The sequence below is a fragment of the Solimonas aquatica genome (genome assembly GCF_900111015.1).
Lineage (GTDB): Bacteria > Pseudomonadota > Gammaproteobacteria > Nevskiales > Nevskiaceae > Solimonas > Solimonas aquatica.
In genome coordinates, this window is record NZ_FOFS01000003.1 from 179,683 (window position 1) to 199,044 (window position 19,362).

The 19,362-nt window shown below is 67.9% G+C and carries 23 protein-coding genes; 18 read left to right on the forward strand and 5 right to left on the reverse strand.

Annotation, left to right across the window (positions count from 1 at the left end; translation table 11 throughout):
• Nucleotides 1-163: 163 nt before the first annotated feature.
• The 3 genes from BMY12_RS04990 to trpC are packed head-to-tail and all read left to right on the forward strand — an operon-like array spanning nucleotide 164 to nucleotide 2,582.
• The gene (locus BMY12_RS04990; protein ID WP_093282873.1) at nucleotides 164-745 is read left to right on the forward strand and encodes an anthranilate synthase component II; all 582 of its coding nucleotides are present in this window, start codon (nucleotides 164-166) and stop codon (nucleotides 743-745) included.
• Nucleotides 745-1,782 (forward strand): anthranilate phosphoribosyltransferase, encoded by a 1,038-nt coding sequence (gene trpD / locus BMY12_RS04995; RefSeq protein ID WP_093282876.1) that lies wholly within the window; start codon nucleotides 745-747, stop codon nucleotides 1,780-1,782. Before BMY12_RS04990 ends, trpD begins: the two co-directional genes overlap by 1 nt.
• Nucleotides 1,779-2,582, forward strand: coding sequence for an indole-3-glycerol phosphate synthase TrpC (gene trpC, locus BMY12_RS05000; RefSeq protein WP_093282878.1), 804 nt, complete (start codon nucleotides 1,779-1,781; stop codon nucleotides 2,580-2,582). The genes trpD and trpC overlap by 4 nt, the downstream gene beginning before the upstream one ends.
• 7 nt (nucleotides 2,583-2,589) lie before the next feature.
• Here trpC and BMY12_RS05005 read toward each other — a convergent pair whose 3' ends face one another.
• Nucleotides 2,590-3,219, reverse strand: coding sequence for a cyclic nucleotide-binding domain-containing protein (locus BMY12_RS05005; RefSeq protein ID WP_093282881.1), 630 nt, complete (start codon nucleotides 3,217-3,219; stop codon nucleotides 2,590-2,592).
• A 91-nt stretch (nucleotides 3,220-3,310) separates the two neighbouring features.
• On the opposite strand from BMY12_RS05005, the gene BMY12_RS05010 reads away from it, so the two are divergent.
• Complete coding sequence (locus tag BMY12_RS05010; protein ID WP_093283226.1) at nucleotides 3,311-3,733, forward strand: OsmC family protein; 423 nt, start codon at nucleotides 3,311-3,313, stop codon at nucleotides 3,731-3,733.
• Between the two features lie 128 nt (nucleotides 3,734-3,861).
• Nucleotides 3,862-4,677: an adenosylmethionine decarboxylase gene (gene speD / locus BMY12_RS05015; RefSeq protein WP_093282883.1), complete on the forward strand. Its 816-nt coding sequence runs from the start codon at nucleotides 3,862-3,864 to the stop codon at nucleotides 4,675-4,677.
• A 204-nt stretch (nucleotides 4,678-4,881) separates the two neighbouring features.
• Here the strand turns inward: speD and coq7 are convergent, their stop codons facing one another.
• The gene (gene coq7, locus BMY12_RS05020) at nucleotides 4,882-5,520 is read right to left on the reverse strand and encodes a 2-polyprenyl-3-methyl-6-methoxy-1,4-benzoquinone monooxygenase (RefSeq protein ID WP_093282885.1); all 639 of its coding nucleotides are present in this window, start codon (nucleotides 5,518-5,520) and stop codon (nucleotides 4,882-4,884) included.
• A 43-nt stretch (nucleotides 5,521-5,563) separates the two neighbouring features.
• Between coq7 and def the strand changes: the two genes are divergently transcribed.
• The 8 genes from def (at nucleotide 5,564) to BMY12_RS05060 (ending at nucleotide 12,734) form a co-directional block, all read left to right on the forward strand.
• Nucleotides 5,564-6,103, forward strand: coding sequence for a peptide deformylase (def, locus tag BMY12_RS05025; RefSeq protein ID WP_093282887.1), 540 nt, complete (start codon nucleotides 5,564-5,566; stop codon nucleotides 6,101-6,103).
• A 10-nt stretch (nucleotides 6,104-6,113) separates the two neighbouring features.
• Nucleotides 6,114-7,154 carry a DNA polymerase III subunit delta gene (holA, locus tag BMY12_RS05030; RefSeq protein ID WP_093282890.1) on the forward strand — a complete coding sequence of 347 codons (1,041 nt, stop codon included), beginning with the start codon at nucleotides 6,114-6,116 and terminating at the stop codon, nucleotides 7,152-7,154.
• Between the two features lie 7 nt (nucleotides 7,155-7,161).
• The gene (locus BMY12_RS05035) at nucleotides 7,162-8,454 is read left to right on the forward strand and encodes a glutamate-5-semialdehyde dehydrogenase (protein ID WP_093282892.1); all 1,293 of its coding nucleotides are present in this window, start codon (nucleotides 7,162-7,164) and stop codon (nucleotides 8,452-8,454) included.
• Nucleotides 8,455-8,556: 102 nt separating this feature from the next.
• Nucleotides 8,557-9,222, forward strand: coding sequence for a nicotinate-nucleotide adenylyltransferase (gene nadD / locus BMY12_RS05040; protein WP_093282895.1), 666 nt, complete (start codon nucleotides 8,557-8,559; stop codon nucleotides 9,220-9,222).
• On the forward strand, nucleotides 9,206-9,712 hold the full coding sequence (gene rsfS / locus BMY12_RS20645; RefSeq protein WP_093282897.1) for a ribosome silencing factor: 507 nt from the start codon (nucleotides 9,206-9,208) through the stop codon (nucleotides 9,710-9,712). Before nadD ends, rsfS begins: the two co-directional genes overlap by 17 nt.
• Before the next feature lie 15 nt (nucleotides 9,713-9,727).
• On the forward strand, nucleotides 9,728-10,198 hold the full coding sequence (gene rlmH / locus BMY12_RS05050; RefSeq protein WP_093282900.1) for a 23S rRNA (pseudouridine(1915)-N(3))-methyltransferase RlmH: 471 nt from the start codon (nucleotides 9,728-9,730) through the stop codon (nucleotides 10,196-10,198).
• Between the two features lie 8 nt (nucleotides 10,199-10,206).
• A complete protein-coding gene (locus tag BMY12_RS05055) occupies nucleotides 10,207-11,451 on the forward strand; it encodes an MFS transporter (RefSeq protein WP_093282903.1) in 1,245 nt (414 codons plus the stop codon).
• A 23-nt stretch (nucleotides 11,452-11,474) separates the two neighbouring features.
• Entirely contained in the window at nucleotides 11,475-12,734 is a 1,260-nt protein-coding gene (locus BMY12_RS05060) for a DUF2157 domain-containing protein (RefSeq protein WP_093282905.1), read from the forward strand.
• Between the two features lies 1 nt (nucleotide 12,735).
• On the opposite strand, the gene BMY12_RS05065 is transcribed toward BMY12_RS05060, so the two are convergent.
• Together BMY12_RS05065 and rsmI are read right to left on the reverse strand one after the other, a co-directional pair.
• Nucleotides 12,736-13,716, reverse strand: a complete 981-nt coding sequence (locus tag BMY12_RS05065) for a hypothetical protein (protein WP_093282908.1) — start codon at nucleotides 13,714-13,716, stop codon at nucleotides 12,736-12,738.
• A gap of 45 nt (nucleotides 13,717-13,761) precedes the next feature.
• Complete coding sequence (gene rsmI, locus BMY12_RS05070; protein WP_093282911.1) at nucleotides 13,762-14,643, reverse strand: 16S rRNA (cytidine(1402)-2'-O)-methyltransferase; 882 nt, start codon at nucleotides 14,641-14,643, stop codon at nucleotides 13,762-13,764.
• Between the two features lie 15 nt (nucleotides 14,644-14,658).
• On the opposite strand from rsmI, the gene BMY12_RS05075 reads away from it, so the two are divergent.
• The 5 genes from BMY12_RS05075 (at nucleotide 14,659) to BMY12_RS05095 (ending at nucleotide 18,886) form a co-directional block, all read left to right on the forward strand.
• Nucleotides 14,659-15,927: a penicillin-binding protein activator gene (locus tag BMY12_RS05075; protein ID WP_177188847.1), complete on the forward strand. Its 1,269-nt coding sequence runs from the start codon at nucleotides 14,659-14,661 to the stop codon at nucleotides 15,925-15,927.
• Nucleotides 15,928-15,933: 6 nt separating this feature from the next.
• Nucleotides 15,934-16,272, forward strand: a complete 339-nt coding sequence (locus BMY12_RS05080) for a YraN family protein (protein WP_093282916.1) — start codon at nucleotides 15,934-15,936, stop codon at nucleotides 16,270-16,272.
• 66 nt (nucleotides 16,273-16,338) lie between these two features.
• The gene (locus BMY12_RS05085) at nucleotides 16,339-16,920 is read left to right on the forward strand and encodes a phosphoheptose isomerase (RefSeq protein ID WP_177188860.1); all 582 of its coding nucleotides are present in this window, start codon (nucleotides 16,339-16,341) and stop codon (nucleotides 16,918-16,920) included.
• On the forward strand, nucleotides 16,917-18,299 hold the full coding sequence (locus tag BMY12_RS05090; RefSeq protein ID WP_093282921.1) for an FAD-binding oxidoreductase: 1,383 nt from the start codon (nucleotides 16,917-16,919) through the stop codon (nucleotides 18,297-18,299). The genes BMY12_RS05085 and BMY12_RS05090 overlap by 4 nt, the downstream gene beginning before the upstream one ends.
• Nucleotides 18,300-18,406: 107 nt before the next feature.
• Nucleotides 18,407-18,886, forward strand: a complete 480-nt coding sequence (locus tag BMY12_RS05095) for a hypothetical protein (RefSeq protein WP_093282924.1) — start codon at nucleotides 18,407-18,409, stop codon at nucleotides 18,884-18,886.
• Between the two features lie 53 nt (nucleotides 18,887-18,939).
• On the opposite strand, the gene BMY12_RS05100 is transcribed toward BMY12_RS05095, so the two are convergent.
• Nucleotides 18,940-19,350, reverse strand: a complete 411-nt coding sequence (locus tag BMY12_RS05100; protein ID WP_093282927.1) for a ClpXP protease specificity-enhancing factor — start codon at nucleotides 19,348-19,350, stop codon at nucleotides 18,940-18,942.
• Between the last annotated feature and the right edge of the window lie 12 nt (nucleotides 19,351-19,362).

Here is a 19,362-nt window from a genome sequence, read left to right on the forward strand (position 1 = left end):
TCGGTAGAATCACGGCCTCCGGTATTGTTTTCGACAGCTGAGTTTTTCATGGATCGTTGGCGTCACTAGAAACGGCAAGCCCCCGACGCGCCCTGCGGCGCGCCCGGCCCATGGGGGCATCTGGTCTGCAATCCCGTTTCAATCCCTTTTTTGGAAGTGACCCATGCTGCTGATGATCGACAACTACGATTCCTTCACCTACAACCTCGTGCAGTATTTCGGCGAGCTGGGCGTGGAGGTTCAGGTACACCGCAATGACCAGATCACGGTCGAGGCGGTGGCCGCGAAGAATCCCCGCCACATCGTGCTCTCGCCGGGACCCTGCACGCCCAACGAGGCCGGCATCTGTCTGCCGCTGATCGCGCAGCTCAAGGGCCGCTTTCCCATACTCGGCGTGTGCCTGGGCCATCAGTCCATCGGCCAGGCCTTCGGCGGCGTGGTCAAGCGGGCGCGCGAGGTGATGCACGGCAAGACCAGCGATATCCATCACCGCGATGGCGGTGTGTTCCAGGGCCTGCCTTCACCGTATCGCGCCACGCGCTATCACTCGCTGGTGGTGGAGAAGGAAAGCCTGCCGGACTGCTTCGAGATCACCGCCTGGACCCAGCATGCCGACGGCAGCATGGACGAGATCATGGGCCTCAAGCACAGGACCCTGGCCATCGAGGGCGTGCAGTTTCACCCCGAGTCCATCCTCACCGAGCACGGCCATCAGCTGCTGAAGAATTTCCTGGAGCGTTACTGATGAGCCTCACGCCACAGGCCGCGCTGCAGCGGGTCATCGAGCATCGCGAGATCTTTCATGACGAGATGATCGGCCTGATGCGGCAGATCATGACCGGCGAGGTCTCGCCGGTGATGATTGCCGCGATTCTCACCGGCCTGCGCGTGAAGAAGGAAACCGTGGGTGAGCTGGCCGCCGCTGCGCAGGTGATGCGCGAGCTGATGCGGCCGGTGGCGGTGGCGCCGCATCCGCATTTCATCGATATCGTCGGCACCGGCGGTGATGGCGCGCACAGCTTCAACATCTCCACGGCTTCGATGTTCGTGGCGGCCGCCGCAGGCTGCCGCATCGCCAAGCATGGCAATCGCAGCGTCTCCAGCAAGTCCGGCAGCGCCGATGTGCTCGAAGCCCTGGGCGCGGTCATCGATCTGCAGCCCGAGCAGGTCGCGGCCTGCATCGAGGCCTGCGGCATCGGTTTCATGTTCGCGCCCAATCATCATCCGGCGATGAAGGCGGTGGCGCCGGTGCGCAAGGAGATGGGCGTGCGCACCATGTTCAACATCCTGGGGCCGCTGACCAATCCGGCCGGCGCGCCGAACATTCTCATGGGCGTGTTCCATCCCGATCTGGTCGGCATCCAGATCCGTGTGCTGCAGCGCCTGGGCGCGCGCAATGCCCTGGTGGTCTGGGGCAAGGACGGCATGGACGAGATCACCCTGGGCGCCGCGACCCTGGTGGGCGAGCTGCGCGAAGGCGAGCTGCGCGAATACGAAATCCATCCCGAGGAGCTGGGCCTGCGCATGGCCGGCAGCCAGCAGCTGCGCGTGGCCGATGCGGCGGAGTCGAAGGCGCGTCTGCTCGAAGCCCTGAACAATCAGGACGGCGTGGCGCGCGAGATCGTGGTGCTCAACGCCGGCGCGGCGATTTACGCGGCGCGGCGCGCCGACTCGATTGCGCAGGGCATGGCGCTGGCGCGCGAGGCCATCGCCTCCGGCGCGGCGCGCCAGCGGCTCGATGCCTTCGTCGCCACCACTCAGCTCATCAAGGCAGGCTCATGAGCAAGGCCGATATCCTCGACACCATTCTCGAACGCAAGCGCGTCGAGATCGATCTGCTGGCCCGGCGCTATACGCGCGGCGAGCTGGAAACCCTGGCGCGCGCGGCGCCGGCGCCGCGCGGCTTCATCCGCGCGCTGCAGGCCCGGCTCGCAGCCGGCGGCGCCGGCGTGATTGCCGAGATCAAGCGGGCCTCGCCCAGCAAGGGCCTGATCCGCGAGGACTTCGATCCGGCCTGGCTGGCGCGCCAGTACGAATCCGGCGGTGCGGCCTGCCTGTCGGTGCTGACCGATGAAAAATTCTTTCAGGGCCACAACGCCTTTCTGGTGCAGGCGCGCGCCGCCTGCAGCCTGCCGGCGATCCGCAAGGATTTTCTGATCGACGAGACGCAGATCATCGAAGCGCGTGCCATCGGTGCCGATGCGGTGCTGCTGATTGCGGCGGCGCTGGAGCCCGCAAGGCTCAAGGCGCTCTACGACTGCGCGCGGCACTGGCAGCTGGATGTGCTGGTGGAAATCCACGACGGCGAGGAGCTGGAGCAGGTGCTGTCGGCGGGTCTGGGCGAGGGCTGGTTGCTGGGCATCAACAACCGCAATCTGCGCACGTTTGCCACCAGCCTGGACGCCACGCTGGATCTGCTGCCGAGACTGCCGGCCCAGCTGCCGGTGGTCACCGAAAGCGGCATCGGCAGCGCCGCCGATGTCGCGCACATGCGCGCGCACGGCGTGCAGATGTTTCTGGTCGGCGAATCCCTGATGCGTCAGGAGCGGCCGGGCGCCGCGCTGCGTGCGCTGATCGCCTGAGGGCGGCTCAGGCGCCCGGCTTGCGGACGCCCAGGATCAGGATGCTGCGGCCCTTGCTGCTCACCGTGCCTTGCTCTTCCAGGCGCTTGAGCACGCGGCCGGCCATTTCCCGCGAACAGCCCACCAGCCGCGCCAGCTCCTGACGGCTGGTCTTGATCAGGGTGCCTTTCTCATGCGGCTGCGCGTCGCGTTTTTTCGACAGGTTCAGCAGGGTGCGCGCCATGCGTCCGGTGACGTCCAGGAAGGTCAGATCGACCAGGCGGCCGGTGGTGTCGCGCAGGCGGTTGGCCAGCTGTCCGGCGAGATCGAACATGATGTCCGGATAGCGCTTGGTGAAATCCAGAAAGGCCTGATAGCCCATCTCCGCCGCCAGCGTCGGCGCGCGGGTGCGCACGATGGCGGTGCGCGACTCCTGCTCCGGGAACAGGCAGAGCTCGCCGAAGAATTCGCCCGGCCCCAGATAGGCCAGCACGATCTCGCGGCCATGCTGATCCTCCAGCAGCACGCTGACCGAACCTTCGAGAATCAGGTACAGCGACTGCGGCGGATCGCCGGCGTGAATCACCGTGTGCCGCGGCGAAAAGCTGCGTTTGTGAGCCTGCTGGGCAAAAGCCTGCACGGCCGGTTTGGTCAGCATTGGGGAAAGCTCCCTGACGGCGATTTACCCGCCTTCGTCTTATTCGTGGAAAATATCACACCAGTTACCTGAAGATTTGTGGAGCGCTTTCGTGAAAGCCCGCGTCAAGTGGTCGGAAAATGCCAGTTTCATTGCCGAGAGCGGCAGCGGTCATGCCGTGGTGATCGACGGTCCGCCGGAAATCGGCGGCCGCAATCTGGGCCCGCGTCCCATGGAGCTGGTGCTGATGGGCGTCGGCGCCTGCTCCTCGGTGGACGTGCACCTGATTCTGAAAAAGGCGCGGCAGAAGGTGACGGACTGCTGGGTGGAGCTGGAGGCCGAACGCGCCGAAACCGAGCCCAAGGTGTTCACCGCCATCCGCATGCACTTCGTGGTCACCGGGCGGGGGCTGTCGGAAAACCACGTACGCCGCGCGGTGGAGCTGTCGGCGGAAAAATACTGCTCGGCCTCGATCATGCTGAGCCGTGGCGGCGTGGCCATCAGCCACTCCTACGAGATTCGCGAAGCGGAATAAGCCGCCCGGAACCGCCCGGCGGCGATGTCACGCATTTGCCGTCGTTTTACCGCATAATCCGCCGCTTCAAAACGGGCCGGCCTGGTGCCGGCCCTGTGGCATTCGCTGACAAGGATGGGAGTACTGCATTGGCCAAGGCCAAGCCGAAACGCACGGACAATCCGAAGCTCAAGCTCTTGGGCTTCAACAATCTGACCAAGTCGCTGTCGTTCAACATCTACGACATCTGCTATGCGCGCAGCAAACAGCATCAGCAGGAGTACATCGAGTACATCGACGAGGCTTATAACGCCGAGCGCCTGACCGCCATCCTCACCGAGGTGGCGCGCATCATCGGTGCCAACATCCTCAACATCGCGCGCCAGGACTACGATCCGCAGGGCGCCTCGGTGACCATGCTGATTTCGGAAGGCCATCACGACGGCCTGCCGACGCCGGGCAAGAAGAAGGGCGACAAGGACTCCGTGGTCGCGCACCTGGACAAGTCGCACATCACCGTGCACACCTATCCGGAGACGCATCCCGACAACGGCATCTCCACCTTCCGCGCCGATATCGACGTCTCCACCTGCGGCAAGATTTCGCCGCTGAAGGCCTTGAACTATCTGATCAAGTCCTTCGAGTCGGACATCGTGGTGATGGACTACCGCGTGCGCGGCTTCACCCGCAATGTGCGCGGCGCCAAGCACTTCATCGACCACTCGGTGGAGTCGATCCAGGACTTCCTGAGCGCGGACATCAAGGACCGCTATCAGATGATCGACGTCAACGTCTATCAGGAGTTCATCTTCCACACCAAGATGCGCCTGAAGGAACTGGATCTGGACACCTATCTGTTCGGCGAAGGCGTCACCGAGCTGCCGCCGCGCGAAGCCAAGAAAATCCGCGAGAACGTGAACCACGAGATCAGCGAAATCTTCTATGGCATGAACATTTCGCGCTGAGCGCCACACGCGGGTGAGGGTTGTCAGGGGCCGCCGAGTGCGGCCCTTTTTCTTGCGCGGTGTGCAGGCTTTTCAAGAAGCGTGCAAAGGCGCAAAAAGGCTTCACGGGGCGCTGGCCACGCGGACGGCACGGCTCCGGATCAGCAGCAGGCCCGAATCTTCAGCTGCGCCTCTGCGTCCTTTGCGTGATTCTTGAACGCTTTTCTAGATCCGGTACGCGCCGAACTTCATCACCCTGGCCACCTGCCGCATCAGGCCGCGCACGGGGGCGGGCAGGGGGGCGCCGCCGGCTTCGCGGGCCTGCGCGCCGTGGCGTTCTTCGTCGGCGCGCATGGTTTCGAGAATCGCGCGGTCGCGCTGATCATCCTGCGGCAGCTGCGCCAGATGCTCGCTCAGGTGTTCGGAAACCTGCTTCTCGGTTTCGTCGACGAAACCCAGGCTGACGCGGTCACCGGCGGCGCCGGCCAGCGCGCCGATGGCAAAGGAGCCGGCGTACCACAGCGGCTGGAGCTTGCTGGGGCCGTCGCCCAGCTCGCGCAGACGTTCCTCGCACCAGCGCAGATGATCCTGCTCCTCGCGCGCGGCGGCGAGCAGCTGCTGGCGGGTGGCGGGATTGCGCGCGGTAAGCGCCTGGCCCTGGTACAGGGCCTGTGCGGCGACTTCGCCGGCGTGGTTCACGCGCATCAGCCCGGCGATATGCCGGCGCTGGCTTTCGTCCAGCTCGGTTTCCGGCTGCGCGCCGCCGGGATTGCCGCGTGCGCTGCTCTGCGCGCCGGCCAGGGTGGCCAGGCCACGGCCCAGCAGCGACAGCAGGGGATCGACGGGGCGATACTCGCGTTTCATATCCCGATTCTACGACGAAGCCCGGCAGGCGCAGGAGGCCCGAGTGATCCGCGAGATTCTGAAGATGGGCGATGCCCGCCTGCTGCGGGTTGCGCCGCCAGTGCCGGCGGCGCTGATCGGCAGCCCCGAGCTGCAAGGCCTGCTGGCGGACATGTTCGAGACCATGCAGGCGGCCGGCGGCGTGGGCCTGGCGGCGCCGCAGATCGGCGAGAACCTGCAGCTGGTGATCTTCGGCTTCGAGCGCAGCGCGCGCTACCCGGACGCCCCCGCCGTGCCGCAGACGGTGCTGCTCAATCCCGTGATCGAGCCCCTGGATAGCGAGATGCAGGAGGACTGGGAAGGCTGCCTCTCGGTGCCGGGCCTGCGCGGCAAGGTGCCGCGTCATATGCGCATCCGCTATCGCGGCCTGGACCCGCAGGGCGGCGCCATCGAGCGCATCGCCGAGGGCTTTCACGCCCGCGTCGTGCAGCATGAATGCGACCATCTGCTCGGGCGCCTGTATCCTTCGCGCATCCGCGACTTTTCCCAGTTCGGCTACACCGAGGTGCTGTTCCCGGGCCTCGATGCCAGCCGCGACGAGTGAATCCCCAAGCATGCAACTTCGTGCCCCACAGCTGTCCGCGCATCTGGCCAAGACCCTGGCGCCGATCTACCTGATCGCCGGCGAGGAACCGCTGCTCATCGAGGAGGCCCTGGATGCGATCCGCGCCGCCGCGCGCCGGCAGGGCTATGAGGAGCGCGAGGTGCTCAACCCCGAGCGCGGCTTCGACTGGCAGAAGCTGGCCGATGCCTGCGCCAGCCTGTCCTTGTTCGCCAGCCGCCGCCTGATCGAGGTGCGCATGGCCACCGGCCCCGACGATGGCGGCCGCAAGATGCTGCTGGAGATCGCGCAGAAACCGCCGCAGGACGTGCTGCTGCTGGTGATCTGCGGCGCGCTCGACACCCGTGCCCGCGAGGCCAGCTGGTACAAGGCCCTGGACAATGCCGGCGCCAGTCTCTACGTCTGGCCGGTGAAGACCAGCGAATTCCTGCCCTGGCTGCAGGAGCGTCTGCACAGCGCCGGCGTGCAGGCCGATGCCGAGGCCGTGCGCCTGCTCGCCGAGCGCACCGAGGGCAATCTGCTGGCGGCGGCGCAGGACGTGGCCAAGCTCAAGCTGCTGTTTCCGGACCAGCGCGTCAGCGTGGAGGATCTCTCCGGCGCGGTGGCCGACAGTGCGCGCTTCGAGGCCTTTGATCTCAACGAGCGCGTGCTCGCCGGCGATGCGCAGGGCGCGGTGCGCAGCCTGCAGCGCCTGCGCGAGGAAGGCTATGCGCCCCTGGAGATTCTAGGCGCCCTGGTCTGGTGTCTGCGCTCGCTGGCGCGCGCCGCAATCCAGCTGCCGCGCCTGCGCGAGCCCTCTGCCGCGCTCGATGCCGCCGGGGTACGGCGCTTCCAGCAGGCGCAGTACCTCAAGGCCCTGCCGCGCGTACGGCCGGCCGAGGGTCTGGCCTGGATGGCGCGGGCCGCGCAGATCGACCAGATGGTCAAAACCGGCCAGGAGGCGGCCGCCTGGGAAGAATTGCTAACATTGGTGCTCGCCGCCAGCGGGGCGGCGCCGCGCCGCAGCCCGGCCCGGTCCCCCAATCACGCCTAGAACGAGCATGAGTTCGGCTGCCAGCAAGACCACCCGCGTCAAAGCGGACAATATCGTTGCCTACATGCAGGATCGCGGCGCGCGTGCGCGCGCGGCTGCGCGTGGCATCGCCCGCGCCGACACCGGCACCAAGAACGCCGCGCTGTTCGCCCTGGCGCAGGCCATCGTCGATGAGCGCAAGGCGCTGCTGGAGGCCAATGCCCAGGACCTGCGTGAAGGCCGCGCCAACAAGCTCGACGAGTCCCTGCTGGATCGTCTGGAGCTGAACGACAAGCGCATCGAGGCCATGGCCGAGGGCGTGCGCGAAGTCGCCAATCTGCCCGACCCGGTGGGCGAGATCACCGACATGAAGCTGCGGCCTTCCGGCATCCAGGTCGGACGCATGCGCGTGCCCCTGGGCGTGGTGGGCATCATTTACGAATCGCGGCCGAACGTGACCGCCGACGCCGCGGCGCTGTGCCTGAAGTCGGGCAATGCCGCGATCCTGCGCGGCGGCTCCGAGGCGCTGCGTTCCAATCTGGCCATTGCGCGCTGCCTGGAACGCGCGCTCACCGACGCCGGCCTGAGCCGCGACGTGGTGCAGGTGCTGGACAACACCGACCGTCGCGCGGTCAGCGAGATGGTGGCCATGCCGCAGTACGTGGACGTGATCATCCCGCGCGGTGGCAAGGGCCTGGTGGCGGCGGTTTCGCAGGCCGCGCGCGTGCCGGTGATCAAGCATCTGGACGGCATCTGCCATGTCTACATCGACGCCGAGGCCGATCTGGAAAAAGCGGTGGCGGTGGCGGTGAACGCCAAGACCCAGCGCTACGGCACCTGCAACACCATGGAAACCCTGCTGGTGGATCAGGCCATCGCCGCGCGCGTGCTGCCGACCCTGGCCGAGATCTACACCGAAGCCGGTGTCGAGCTGCGCGGCTGCGAGGCCACGCGCAAGATCCTGCTGGAAGCCAAGCCGGCCAGCGAGGAAGACTGGCACACCGAATACCTGGCGCCGATTCTCTCGATCCGCGTGGTCAGCGGCCTGGATCAGGCCATCGATCACATCGAGACTTACGGCTCGCATCACACCGACGCCATCGTCAGCGAGAACTACACGAAGATCCGCCGCTTCCTGCGTGAGGTGGATTCCTCCTCGGTGATGGTCAATGCCTCGACGCGCTTCGCCGACGGCTACGAATACGGCCTGGGCGCCGAGATCGGCATCAGCACCGACAAATTCCACGCCCGCGGCCCCGTGGGCCTGGAAGGCCTGACCTCGCTCAAGTGGGTGGTGCTGGGTGACGGCAGTGTGCGCTGAGGCGCCTGAGGCGCAACGCCAGGTGGTCGGCGCGCGCGCTTCTGGCCCGTCTGTCGCCGGCATGCGTCCCCCTGCTGCACCAGCTGGCGTTCACGCCTCACGATGCTGAAAGCAATCGGCGTCTTCGGCGGTGCCTTCGCGCCCTTGCACAATGCCCATCTGCGTGTTGCCATCGAGGCGCGGGAGCGCCTGGACCTCACGCAGGTGCGGCTGATTCCCACGGCGCGCGCCCCGCACCGGCCGGATTCGCGGGTCTCGCCGCAGCGGCGTCTGGAATGGCTGCGCGCCGCCACCCGTCGCGAGAAGGGCCTGGTGGTGGACGATCGCGAGCTGCGCCGTGACGGTGTGTCTTGGACGGTCGATACCCTGGAAGAACTGAAAAGCGAGTTTCCCAAGGCCGCGCTGGTGCTGCTGATGGGCGCCGATGCCTTCGAGCATTTCCATGAATGGCGCAACTGGCGGCGGATTCTGGAGCTGGCGCATGTGGCGGTGATCAGCCGGCCCGGCGCCGAGCCCGAGCCCAGCGTCGAGGCCGCCGAGCTGCTGGCCACGCGTCGCGCCGAGAGCGCCGCCGTGCTGCATGAACAGCCGGCCGGCTGGTGGCTGCCCCTGGAGATGCCGGCCCTGGACATCTCCTCCACGCGCATCCGCCGCCTGCTCAAGCTGCACCGTTCGGTACGCGGTCTGGTGCCGGATGCGATACTGAACATGATGACCGCTGCGGACCTCGCAGCCCTGACCCAGGACAACGATGCGACCAAGCACTAAGAAAACGGCCAAGACCAGCGCCAAGCTGGAACCTCTGGCGCAGCTGGCGCTGGAAGCGCTGGAAGACGTCAAGGGCCAGGACATTCTGGTGCTGGACGTGCAGCCGCTGACCACGGTCACCGACACCATGATCATCTGCACCGGCACCTCCAACCGCCATGTGAAGTCGCTGGCGCAGAGCGTGGCGGAGAAGGCCAAGCACAGCGGTCATCAGCCCCTGGGCATCGAAGGCCAGGATCAGGGCGAGTGGGTGCTGGTGGATCTGGGCGGCGTGGTCGTGCACGTGATGCAGGCCCAGGCGCGCGCCTTCTATCAGCTGGAAAAACTCTGGACGCCGCCGGAGCCGGTGGACGAGCCCGTCGCCAAGCCGGTGAAGGCCGCCAAGCCGCGCAAGGCACCGGCCAAGAAGGCCGTGAAGAAGGCTGCCAAGAAGACCGCCGGCAAGACCAAGTCCGCGCCGCGCAAGGCGCCGGCCAAGAAGCGCAGCTAGCGCGAGGTTCACCGGATGCGCATCCGGCTGCTCGCGGTCGGCACGCGCATGCCGGACTGGATCGAGAAAGGCTACAGGGATTACGCGCAGCGCCTGCCGCACGAGTGCCGGCTGGAGCTGACCGAGATCGAACCCGCGCAACGCGGCAAGAACAGCGATCTGGCGCGCGCCAAGCAGCAGGAAGGTGAGCGCCTGCTCAAGGCCTTGCCGCGTGACGCGCTGGTGATCGTGCTCGACGAACACGGCCGCGAACTCGCCAGCACCGACTGGGCGCGCGAACTGGGCGTGTGGATGCAGTCCGGGCGCGATACCTGCCTGCTGATCGGCGGCGCCGACGGCCACGCGCCCGAGGTGCTGGCGCGCGCCGATGCACGCTGGAGTCTGTCCAAGCTCACGCTGCCGCACGCCCTGGTGCGCGTGCTGATTGCCGAGCAGCTGTTCCGCGCCTGGAGCCTGCGCGTGAACCATCCGTATCACCGCGCCTGAGCGGACCCGTGTCCGCTCGGCATTCGCACCCGCCCCGCGCCTTCGAAGCCCTGCGGCATCCCGGCTTTCGCCGCTTTCTGGCGATCAATTCGCTGGCGATGGCCGCCGACAATGTCGAGCATGTGATCAGCTACTGGGTGCTGTTCCAGAAATTCCACTCGCCCGCGCTCGGTGGTTTTGCGGTGATCGCGCACTGGGTGCCTTACCTGCTGTTCTCGGTGTGGTCGGGCGCGCTGGCGGACCGTTTCGATCCACGCCGTCTGATCCAGATCGGCATGCTGATCTTCATCGCGGTGTCGCTGAGCTGGGGCCTGCTGTTCGCCTTCGACGTGCTGCAGATCTGGCATGCGGTGGTCTTGCTGATCCTGCATGGCATCGCGGGCGTGTTCTGGACCACGCCCAGCCAGGTGCTGCTGCACGACGTCGTCCAGCCCGCGCAGCTGCCCAGCGCCGTGCGTCTGAATGCCACCGGCCGTTATCTGGGCATGCTCTGCGGTCCGGCCCTGGGCAGCGGTCTGCTCTTGCTGCTGGGGCCGGCCAAGGGCATCTTCGTCAATGCGCTGATTTACCTGCCGGCGCTGCTCTGGCTGTGGCATGCGCCTTATGGTCCGAAATTCCGCAGCGGCGCCGTGGCCCGGCGCGCGGTGCGCGGCCTGGCTGACATCCTGAGCACCGCGCGCGAGATCGTCGCGCATCCGGTGATTCTGGCCATGACCCTGCTCGCCGGTGGCGCGGCGTTTCTGATCGGCAACGCCTATCAGGCGCAGATGCCCGGCTTTGCCGAAGACCTGGGCCATGGTCACGCGGGTCTGGCTTACAGCGCGCTGCTGGGCGCCGATGCCTTCGGCGCGCTGTGCGCAGGGCTGTTGCTGGAACTGCGCGGCCTGCTGCCGCCGCGCGCCCGCACCGCGCTGCTGCTGGCCACGCTCTGGTGCTGCGGGCTGATTGTCTTCGCGCTGATGCCGAGCTATCCGCTGGCGCTGATCACGCTGTTCGTGGTCGGCTTTCTGGAGCTGTCCTTCAACTCGATGGCGCAGGCCCTGGTGCAGCTGGCGGCGCCCGAGGCGATCCGCGGCCGCGTGCTGGGCCTTTATGCGATGGCGGCGATGGGCATGCGCAGTTTCTCCGGTGTCAGCATCGGTCTGCTGGGCGCGGCCATCGGGGTGCATCAATCGCTGGCCGGCAGCGCGCTGGCGCTGCTGGCCCTGGTCCTGAGTCTGCTAGCGTTTACCCTGCGCGGCCGGCAGGCTTGAGTTCTGTTTCGGGAGTCTCATGCATGGCCTCATCTCCGCTCGCCTGGCTGCTGGCCGAACTGCCGCGTCTGCAGGAGCAGCAGATCATCGACGCCGACACCGCCGCGCGTCTGCGCGCGCATTACCTGGCCCAGGGGCGGGACGAGCGGCGCGTGGCGATTCCGCTCACCGCGCTGCTCGGCGTGCTGCTGGTGGGCGCGGGCGTGATTCTGCTGGTGGCGCAGGACTGGCAGCATTGGTCGGCGCCGCTGCGTCTGGGCGCGGCGGCCGTGCCGCTGCTGGCGGCGCTGGCGGCCTGCGCCTATGCGCTGCGGCACAGGCCGCAGTCGCGCTGGTGGCGCGAGGCCAGCGCCAGCTGCGCCGGTCTGGCGCTGGCGGCGTTTGTGGCACTGGCCGAGCACATCCTGCAGCGGCAGGACGCTGCGCATCTGCAGCTGCTGACGGTGTGGCTGGCGAGCCTGCCGCTGCTTTATCTGATGCGCGCCAGCCTGCTTGCGGCGCTGCTCGCGGGCCTGATGCTGTGGCTGCTGGCGGAGCTGCCCGAGAGCCTGCGACAGCCCTGGCAGGCGCTGCTCCTCTACGCCAGCCTCGCGCCGCAACTGATCTGGCTGCACCGGATCAAGGCGGCTGCCGAGCTGAGCCTGCTGTTCTCGCTGTGCGCCCTGCTGCTGGCTGCGGCGCTGAGTCTGAGCATGCGTCCGCTGCAGGCCTATGGCTGGCTCTGGTGCGCGCAGCTGGGCACGCTCTGGCTGCTGGCCGATGCACTCAGCGCTTCGCTGTCGGCGCTGCCCTGGCGACCGCTGCGCGCGGGCGGCGAATTGTTCTGGGCGGTGCCGGTGCTGGCCGCAGGCTATGCCGGCTTCTGGACGGCGCAGCCGGGCGCTGCGCTGGCGCAGGCCAATATCGTGCTGCAGCTGGCGCTGCCGCTGATCGCGCTGCTGGGCCTGCTCGCGCTGCGCCGCGGGCGCTGGCTGCAAGCCGCGCTGGCGCTGGCGCCGCTGCTGCTCGCGCTCCTGCAGGGACGGCCCGGTTGGCTGCCGGTCGGCGCGCTGGTGCTGCTGGCCAATGCCTATGCGCTGGCCATCGGCGTGGGCGCCATCATGCAAGGCCTGCGCACGCGCCAGCTGAGCGAGATCAGTGCCGGACTGACGCTGCTGGCGGCCCTGGTGCTGCTGCGCTTCTTCGGCAGCGACTGGCCCTTGCTGCTGCGCGGCCTGGCCTTCATCGGCGTCGGCCTGGGCTTTCTCGCCGCGCATGCCTGGCTGCGCCGGCATCTGGCCTGAGTCAGCAGGGATTGCGCCACAGCGCGCTGTGCACCTGCGTGGCACTCAGCGGTGCCAGCGTGGCGCCATCCAGCTGCACGACGGCGCTGCCATCGGTCTGGAAAACCAGATGCAGCTGATGACTGCCTGAGTTCAGCTCCAGCTCACCGGCCACCGGCACGCCGCTGCTGCTGTCGAACTGCAGCGCGCTGGGCGTGGCGACGCTGGCGCGTCCGCCGCTGCAGCCGGGCGTCTGGTATTGGTAGCTGCCGCTCAGGCTCAGCGCCACGCCGTTGTTCAGGGCGACGATGAAAGGCGCGCCATTGGGCCCGAACGTGTAGACGCGGCTGTCGTTCTGGCTGTCGCTGACGCGGGTCTGCAGCACGGCGCGGATGTCCTCGTCGCCATTGCTTTGCAGCTGCGTCTCCACCTCGCCGAGATAGCTGGCACTGAAGGAAGCACTGCTGCCGCCGCTGCTGACCGATACCATGCTGCTGTAGCTGCTGCTGCCGCTGCCCAGCAGCTGGTAATACAGGCGCGAGCCGTCGCCGGCGGCCGCCGTCGAAGCGCTTTCGATGCTGCCGTTCAAGGTTTCGCTTTCACTGCTGGCGCTGCCCAGGGGCTGCACACACTGCGCGTACTGCTTCTGCTCGCCGCTGACGCTGAGGGTCTGCGCGCCGAAGTAGCTGAAGTCGTGCGTGCCGGGCGCTGCCTGGCTGCTCACCGTGCCGCCGCCGCTGCAGCTGGACTGCTGCGCCGCCTTGGCGCCGCCGACGCTGCCCGCCGTGCTGCTGCTCGCGCTGCTGCCGTGGCCGGGCAGTTCGCCCAGGCGCTGCGCAGCCAGCTGCATCACCATCGCCAGCTCGCGTGCGGCGTCGCTGTCGCTGCCCAGGCTCAGGGCCTGGCTGTCGCCGCTGCTGCTGCTCGTGTCACCGCCACCACCACCGCAGGCAGCGAGGGGCAGCATCAGGCTCAGACAGAGGCGCAGGTGGAGGTGTTTCATGCCGCTAGGCTGCCTGCGCAGGCTTACGCGGCGCTTGCTCGCGGGTTACGTTTCCGGCTGCAGGCGCAGCGCCAGCTCGTACATGGCTTTCTTGCGCGCACCACTGATCTGTGCGGCCAGGCGTGCGGCGGTGGAGGCGGACAGGCCATCCGCCAGCAGCAGGCGCAGCACGCGCTCGCCCTCGGCCTGCTGCGTATCCACACCGGCATCGGCGGCGCCGGCAATCACCAGCACGAATTCACCACGGCTGCGATTGGCATCCTGTGCCAGCCAGGCTTTCAGCTCGGCGGCGCTGGCGCGATGGCTCTGCTCGTAGAGCTTGCTCAGCTCGCGCGCCAGGCACACCAGGCGTTCGGTGCCGAGCACGCTGACGATGTCGTCCACACAGTCGCCGATGCGGTGGCTGGATTCGTAGACGATCAGGGTGCGCGTCTCCGCGGCCAGCTGCTGCAGACGCTCGCGACGCGCGTTCGGCTTGGCCGGCAGAAAGCCTTCGAACACGAAGCGGTCCGAAGGCAGGCCCGCAATCGACAGCGCGGCAATCGCCGCGCAGGGACCGGGAATGGCGATCACCGGCAGCTGCGCCTCGCGCGCCGCGCGCACCAGGGCAAAACCCGGATCGGAAATCAGCGGCGTGCCGGCATCGGAGATCAGCGCCAGGGATTCGCCGGCGCGCAGGCGCGCGATCAGCTGTGCACAGATCGCGGTCTCGTTGTGCTCGTGCAAGGCGAGCAGGGGGCGCTGGATGCCGAAGTGCGCGAGCAGGCCGGCGCTGTTGCGGGTGTCCTCGGCGCAGATCGCGTCCACCTCGCCGAGCACCTGCTGCGCGCGCGGTGGGAAGTCCTGGAGATTGCCGATGGGCGTGGCCACCACGTAGAGATGGCCGGGCTGGACGGCGCGGCTCACGGCAGCCGCCGAAGTGGGCATGTCATACTGCGCATTATGCTGCGCAAAGCTCACACCGCCCAACTTGCGCTGGCGCTGCTGCCCTTGCTGGCCTGCGCCTGCGTCGCCTTTCCCCAGGAACCCAGCGCGCCACCGCCTGCGGCAACGCCGCGCGTGACGGTGAACACGCCGCCGCCGGCAGCGGCCGCGATGCCGCCGCGCGCCAGCGCCACGCCGGCCGCGCCCGTCACGGCACAGCCTGCTGCGCCGGCCACCGCCATGGGCAGCGGCATCGCCCTGCTGCTGCCGCTGAGCGGACAGTTCTCGGCCACTGCCGAGGCGGTGCGCGACGGTTTCATGAGCCAGTACTTCGCCGATGGCGCGCATCCGCCGCTCAAGCTCTACGACGTCGGGACCACTGCCGACGGCGCGCGCGCGGCCTATGCACGGGCCCTGGCCGAAGGCGCCGGCGTGGTGGTCGGGCCGCTGACCAGGGAAGGCGTGGCGAGTCTGGCCGGGCTCAACAGCACGGTGCCGGTGCTGGGCCTGAATTACCTGGATGCGAACACCGCGCTCAGCGGCCGCTTCTACCAGTTCGGACTGGCGCCGGAAGACGAGGCGCGCGCCGCCGCGCGACTGGCCTTGGCGCAGAACCAGCGCCGCGCGCTGGCGCTGGTGCCGGACAGCGAATGGGGCACACGCACGCTGGCGGCCTTCGACGCGGCGCTGCGCGCCGGCGGCGGGCAGGTGCTGCGCGTGCAGCGTTACGCGCAGGGCGTGAATGATCAGTCCAAGCTGATTGCCGAGCTGATGGGAGTGGCCGACAGCGAGGAGCGTCATCGTGCGATGACGCTGGTGCTGGGTGCCAAGAGCGAGTTCGAATCGCAGCGCCGCGCCGACGTCGATCTGGTGTTTCTCGGCGCGCGCGCGCAGGACGCGCGCCTGCTGGTGCCGCAGCTGCGCTTCAACCGCGCCGGCGATCTGCCGATCTACACCACGGCCCTGGTCTACGACGGCCAGAGCAATGCCGATCTCGCCGGCCTGCGCTTCTGCGACCAACCCTGGATGATCGAAACCGGCGAGGCGCGCGCCGCGCAGCGCAATGCCGTGGCCAGCCTGCCCAGCGCCAAGGCCTCGCCGCGGCTGTTTGCCCTGGGCCGCGATGCCTATGCCTTGTCCACCGGCCTGCTGCACGGCAGCCTGCGCGTGGGCGATGGCCTGGACGGTGCCAGCGGCCGTCTGGAATGGCAGGACCGCAGCGTCATCGGCCGCCAGCTCGATTGCGTGCAGATGGCCGCCGACGGCCTGCGGCCGCTGAATCCCTGAGCCGGCATGAAGGGCGCGGAGGCCGAAAGCGCCGCGCTGCGCTATCTGCAGGCGCAGGGCCTCAAGCTGATCGCGCGCAATGCGCGCTACCCGCTGGGCGAGCTGGATCTGGTGATGAGCCACAACCAGGTGCTGGTGATCGTGGAAGTGCGTTCGCGGCGCAGCTTGGGTTTTGCCAGTGCCCTGGAGTCGGTGGATTCCCGCAAGCAGGCGCGCATCCTGCGCGCCGCGCAGCTGTTCATCGTCGAACATCCGCACTATGCCAGCTGGCCGCTGCGCTTTGACGTGTTCGCCATCGACGATGGCAAGCCGCAGTGGCTGCAGAATGCCTTCGACGCCGGCTGAATCGCCAGGCACTACACTCGACGTCAGGACGATCCGAACCGTACAGAACCCATGAGCAAGGAACCCATGCAGCAACGTTTCCGTCAGCAGTTCGAGGCGAGCATCGCCGCCAAGCAGGCGGCGCTGGCGCAGATGCTGCCCGCCCTGGGACGCGGCGCGCAGCTGTTGATCGAAGCCCTGCGCGCGGACCACAAGCTGCTGGTCTGCGGCAACGGTGGTTCGGCGGCCGATGCGCAGCATTTCGCCGCCGAACTGAGCTGCCGCTTCGAGCGCGAGCGTCCCGGTCTGCCGGCGCTGGCGCTGACCGTCGATACCTCGACGCTCACCGCCATCGGCAATGACTACAGCTTCGAGCAGCTGTTCGCGCGGCAGGTGCAGGCCCTGGGCCGGCGCGGCGATGTGCTGCTGGCGATCTCCACCTCGGGCAATTCACCCAACGTGCTCAAGGCCATCGAAGTCGCGCAGGCGCAACAGATGCCGGTGCTGGCCTTCACCGGCCGCGACGGCGGCCAGATTGCGCGCCAGCTGCGCGAGAGCGATGTCGAGCTGCGCGTGCCCAGCAGGGTCACCGCGCGCATCCAGGAAGTGCACATCCTGCTGCTGCACTGTCTCTGCGATGCCATCGACCAGAGTCTGTTCCCGCAATGACACCGCTGCCCGAGGCCTTGCTGCCGGCACTGCGCGAGGCACTCGGCGCGGCGCAGGTCTTGAGTGATCCGGCGGATTGCCTGGCCTACAGTTACGACAATTCCAAACGCGTGGCGCTGCCGCAGGCGGTGGTGTTCGCGTCCTCGCATGAGCAGGTGCAGGCGGTGGTGCGGCACTGTTATGAGCTGCGCGTGCCGCTGACGGTGCGCGGGCGCGGCACCAATACCACCGGCGCCACCGTGCCGCTGGCCGGCGGCGTGGTGCTTTCGCTGGAACGCATGAACCGCATTCTGGAAATCTCGCCGGGTGATCGCCTGCTGCGCTGCGAGGCCGGCGTGCTCAACGGCGAGGTGCAGGCCGCCGCCGCCGCGCACGGCCTGTTCTGGGCGCCCGATCCCACCAGCGCCGCGTTCTCCACCGTGGGCGGCAACATCGGCTGCGGCGCCGGCGGGCCGCGCGCGGTGAAGTACGGCACCACGCGCGAGAACGTGCTGGGCCTGCGCGCCGTCAGTGGTGCGGGTGTCTCGCTGAAAACCGGCTGCATGACCACCAAGGGCGTGGTCGGCTACGACCTCACGCGCCTGCTGATCGGCAGCGAGGGCACGCTGGCCATCGTCACCGAAGCCACGCTCAAGCTGCTGCCCAGGCCGCGCGCGCAGCGCATGCTGCGCGCCTGCTACGCCGACATCGGCGCGGCGGCGCGCGCGGTGTCGCGGATCATGAATCAGCCGGAGACGCCCAGCGCCCTGGAGTTCATGGACGGCGAGGCGGTGCGTCTGGCGGAAGCCTATCAGCGCACCGGCGTGCCATCCGGCACCGGCGCGCTGCTGCTGATCGAAGTCGACGGCCACGAGCAGACCATCGGCTTTGCGCAGGTTGCCGTGCAGCAGGCCGCGCAGGGCGAGGGTCTGATCGAACTCAAGGCGGCGGGCAGCGCTGCCGAGGCCGAGGCGCTGTGGGCCTGCCGCAAGGCGCTGTCGCCCTCGCTGCGCAAGATCGCGCCGAAGAAGGTCAACGAAGACGTCGTGGTGCCGGTGACGCGCATTCCGGAACTGGTGGAGGGTCTGGCGCAGCTGGCGCGCAAGCACGCCATCCGCATCGTCAACTTCGGTCACGCCGGCAACGGCAATCTGCACACCAATCTGCTGGTCGATCCCGAGGACCCGGCGCAGATGCAGGCGGTGCAGGCCTGTCTGCGCGAGGTGTTCCGCCTGGTGCTGGACCTGGACGGCAGCCTGTCGGGCGAGCATGGCGTGGGCATCGACAAGCGCGACTTCGTCGGCTGGGAGATCGCCGCCGATACCCTGCGCGTCATGCACGACCTGAAGCGCAGTCTTGATCCTCACGGCATCCTCAATCCGGGCAAGACTTTGCCCTGAGTGCAGATCTTGATCTGCATTCAGGTCCGAGTCGGACGCAAACTCTAGGCTATGGTTCCGGTCAGCCCAGACACGGTTGCCCGCCATATCCAATAGGGAGCGACACCATGAACAAGCGGATTCTCGGGGCAGCCGCCCTGCTGCTGGCGGCCTGCTGGGGTACGGCGCAGGCCGGTGCCAGCGTTTCGATCAACGTCGACCAGCCCGGCGTCTTCGGCCAGATCAACATCGGCGGTTACAACCGTCGTCCGGAAGTGGTCTACGAGCAGCCGATGATCATCCAGCGTCCGGCGCGCTACGTGGAAGTCGAGCCGATCTATCTGCATGTGCCGGTGGTGCAGATCCGTTCCTGGCGCAGCTACTGCGGCCGCTACAATGCCTGCGGCCGGCCGGTGTATTTCGTGCGTGATGACTGGTATCGCCGCGAGTACGTGCCGCGCCGCATGCCGGCGCCGATCATCCCGATGCCGATGCAGCGCTTCGACAACCGCGGGCCTGCGCCTTACGGCGATGATCGGGGTCACCATCACAATCATCGTGACCACGATGATCGCGACTACGACCGCGGCCACGATTACCGTCGCTAAGACGGCGTTTGAAGCGTCTTGAAGCGGCGCGACCGGTAACGGTCGCGCCGTTTTTATTTCACCACGCGCAGGTTGGCGCGGCCCGGCTTGGGCGGCTGCGGCGGTTCGGGTTCCGGCTTGCCGGCGGGTGTGGCGGCTTCGGCCGTGGCGGTCTCCGGTTCGCCGAACATCGCGCCTTCGCCGTTTTCGCGCGCGAAGATCGCCAGCACGGCGCCGCTGGGAATCTGCACGTCGAAGGAGCGGCCGGCAAAGCGCGCGGAGAACCAGATCGGCTCGGAATGCAGATCCAGGCTCTGCACGGCCATCGGGCTGACGTTGAGCGTGATGCGACCGTCCTGCACGTATTCGCGCGGCACGATCACGCCGGGCTGGTCGGCGGCCACCAGCAGGTGCGGCGTGTAGCCGTTGTCGCAGCTCCAGTCGTAGATGGCGCGGATGAGATAGGGGCGGCGGGATTTGGCCATGGCGGCGTGACG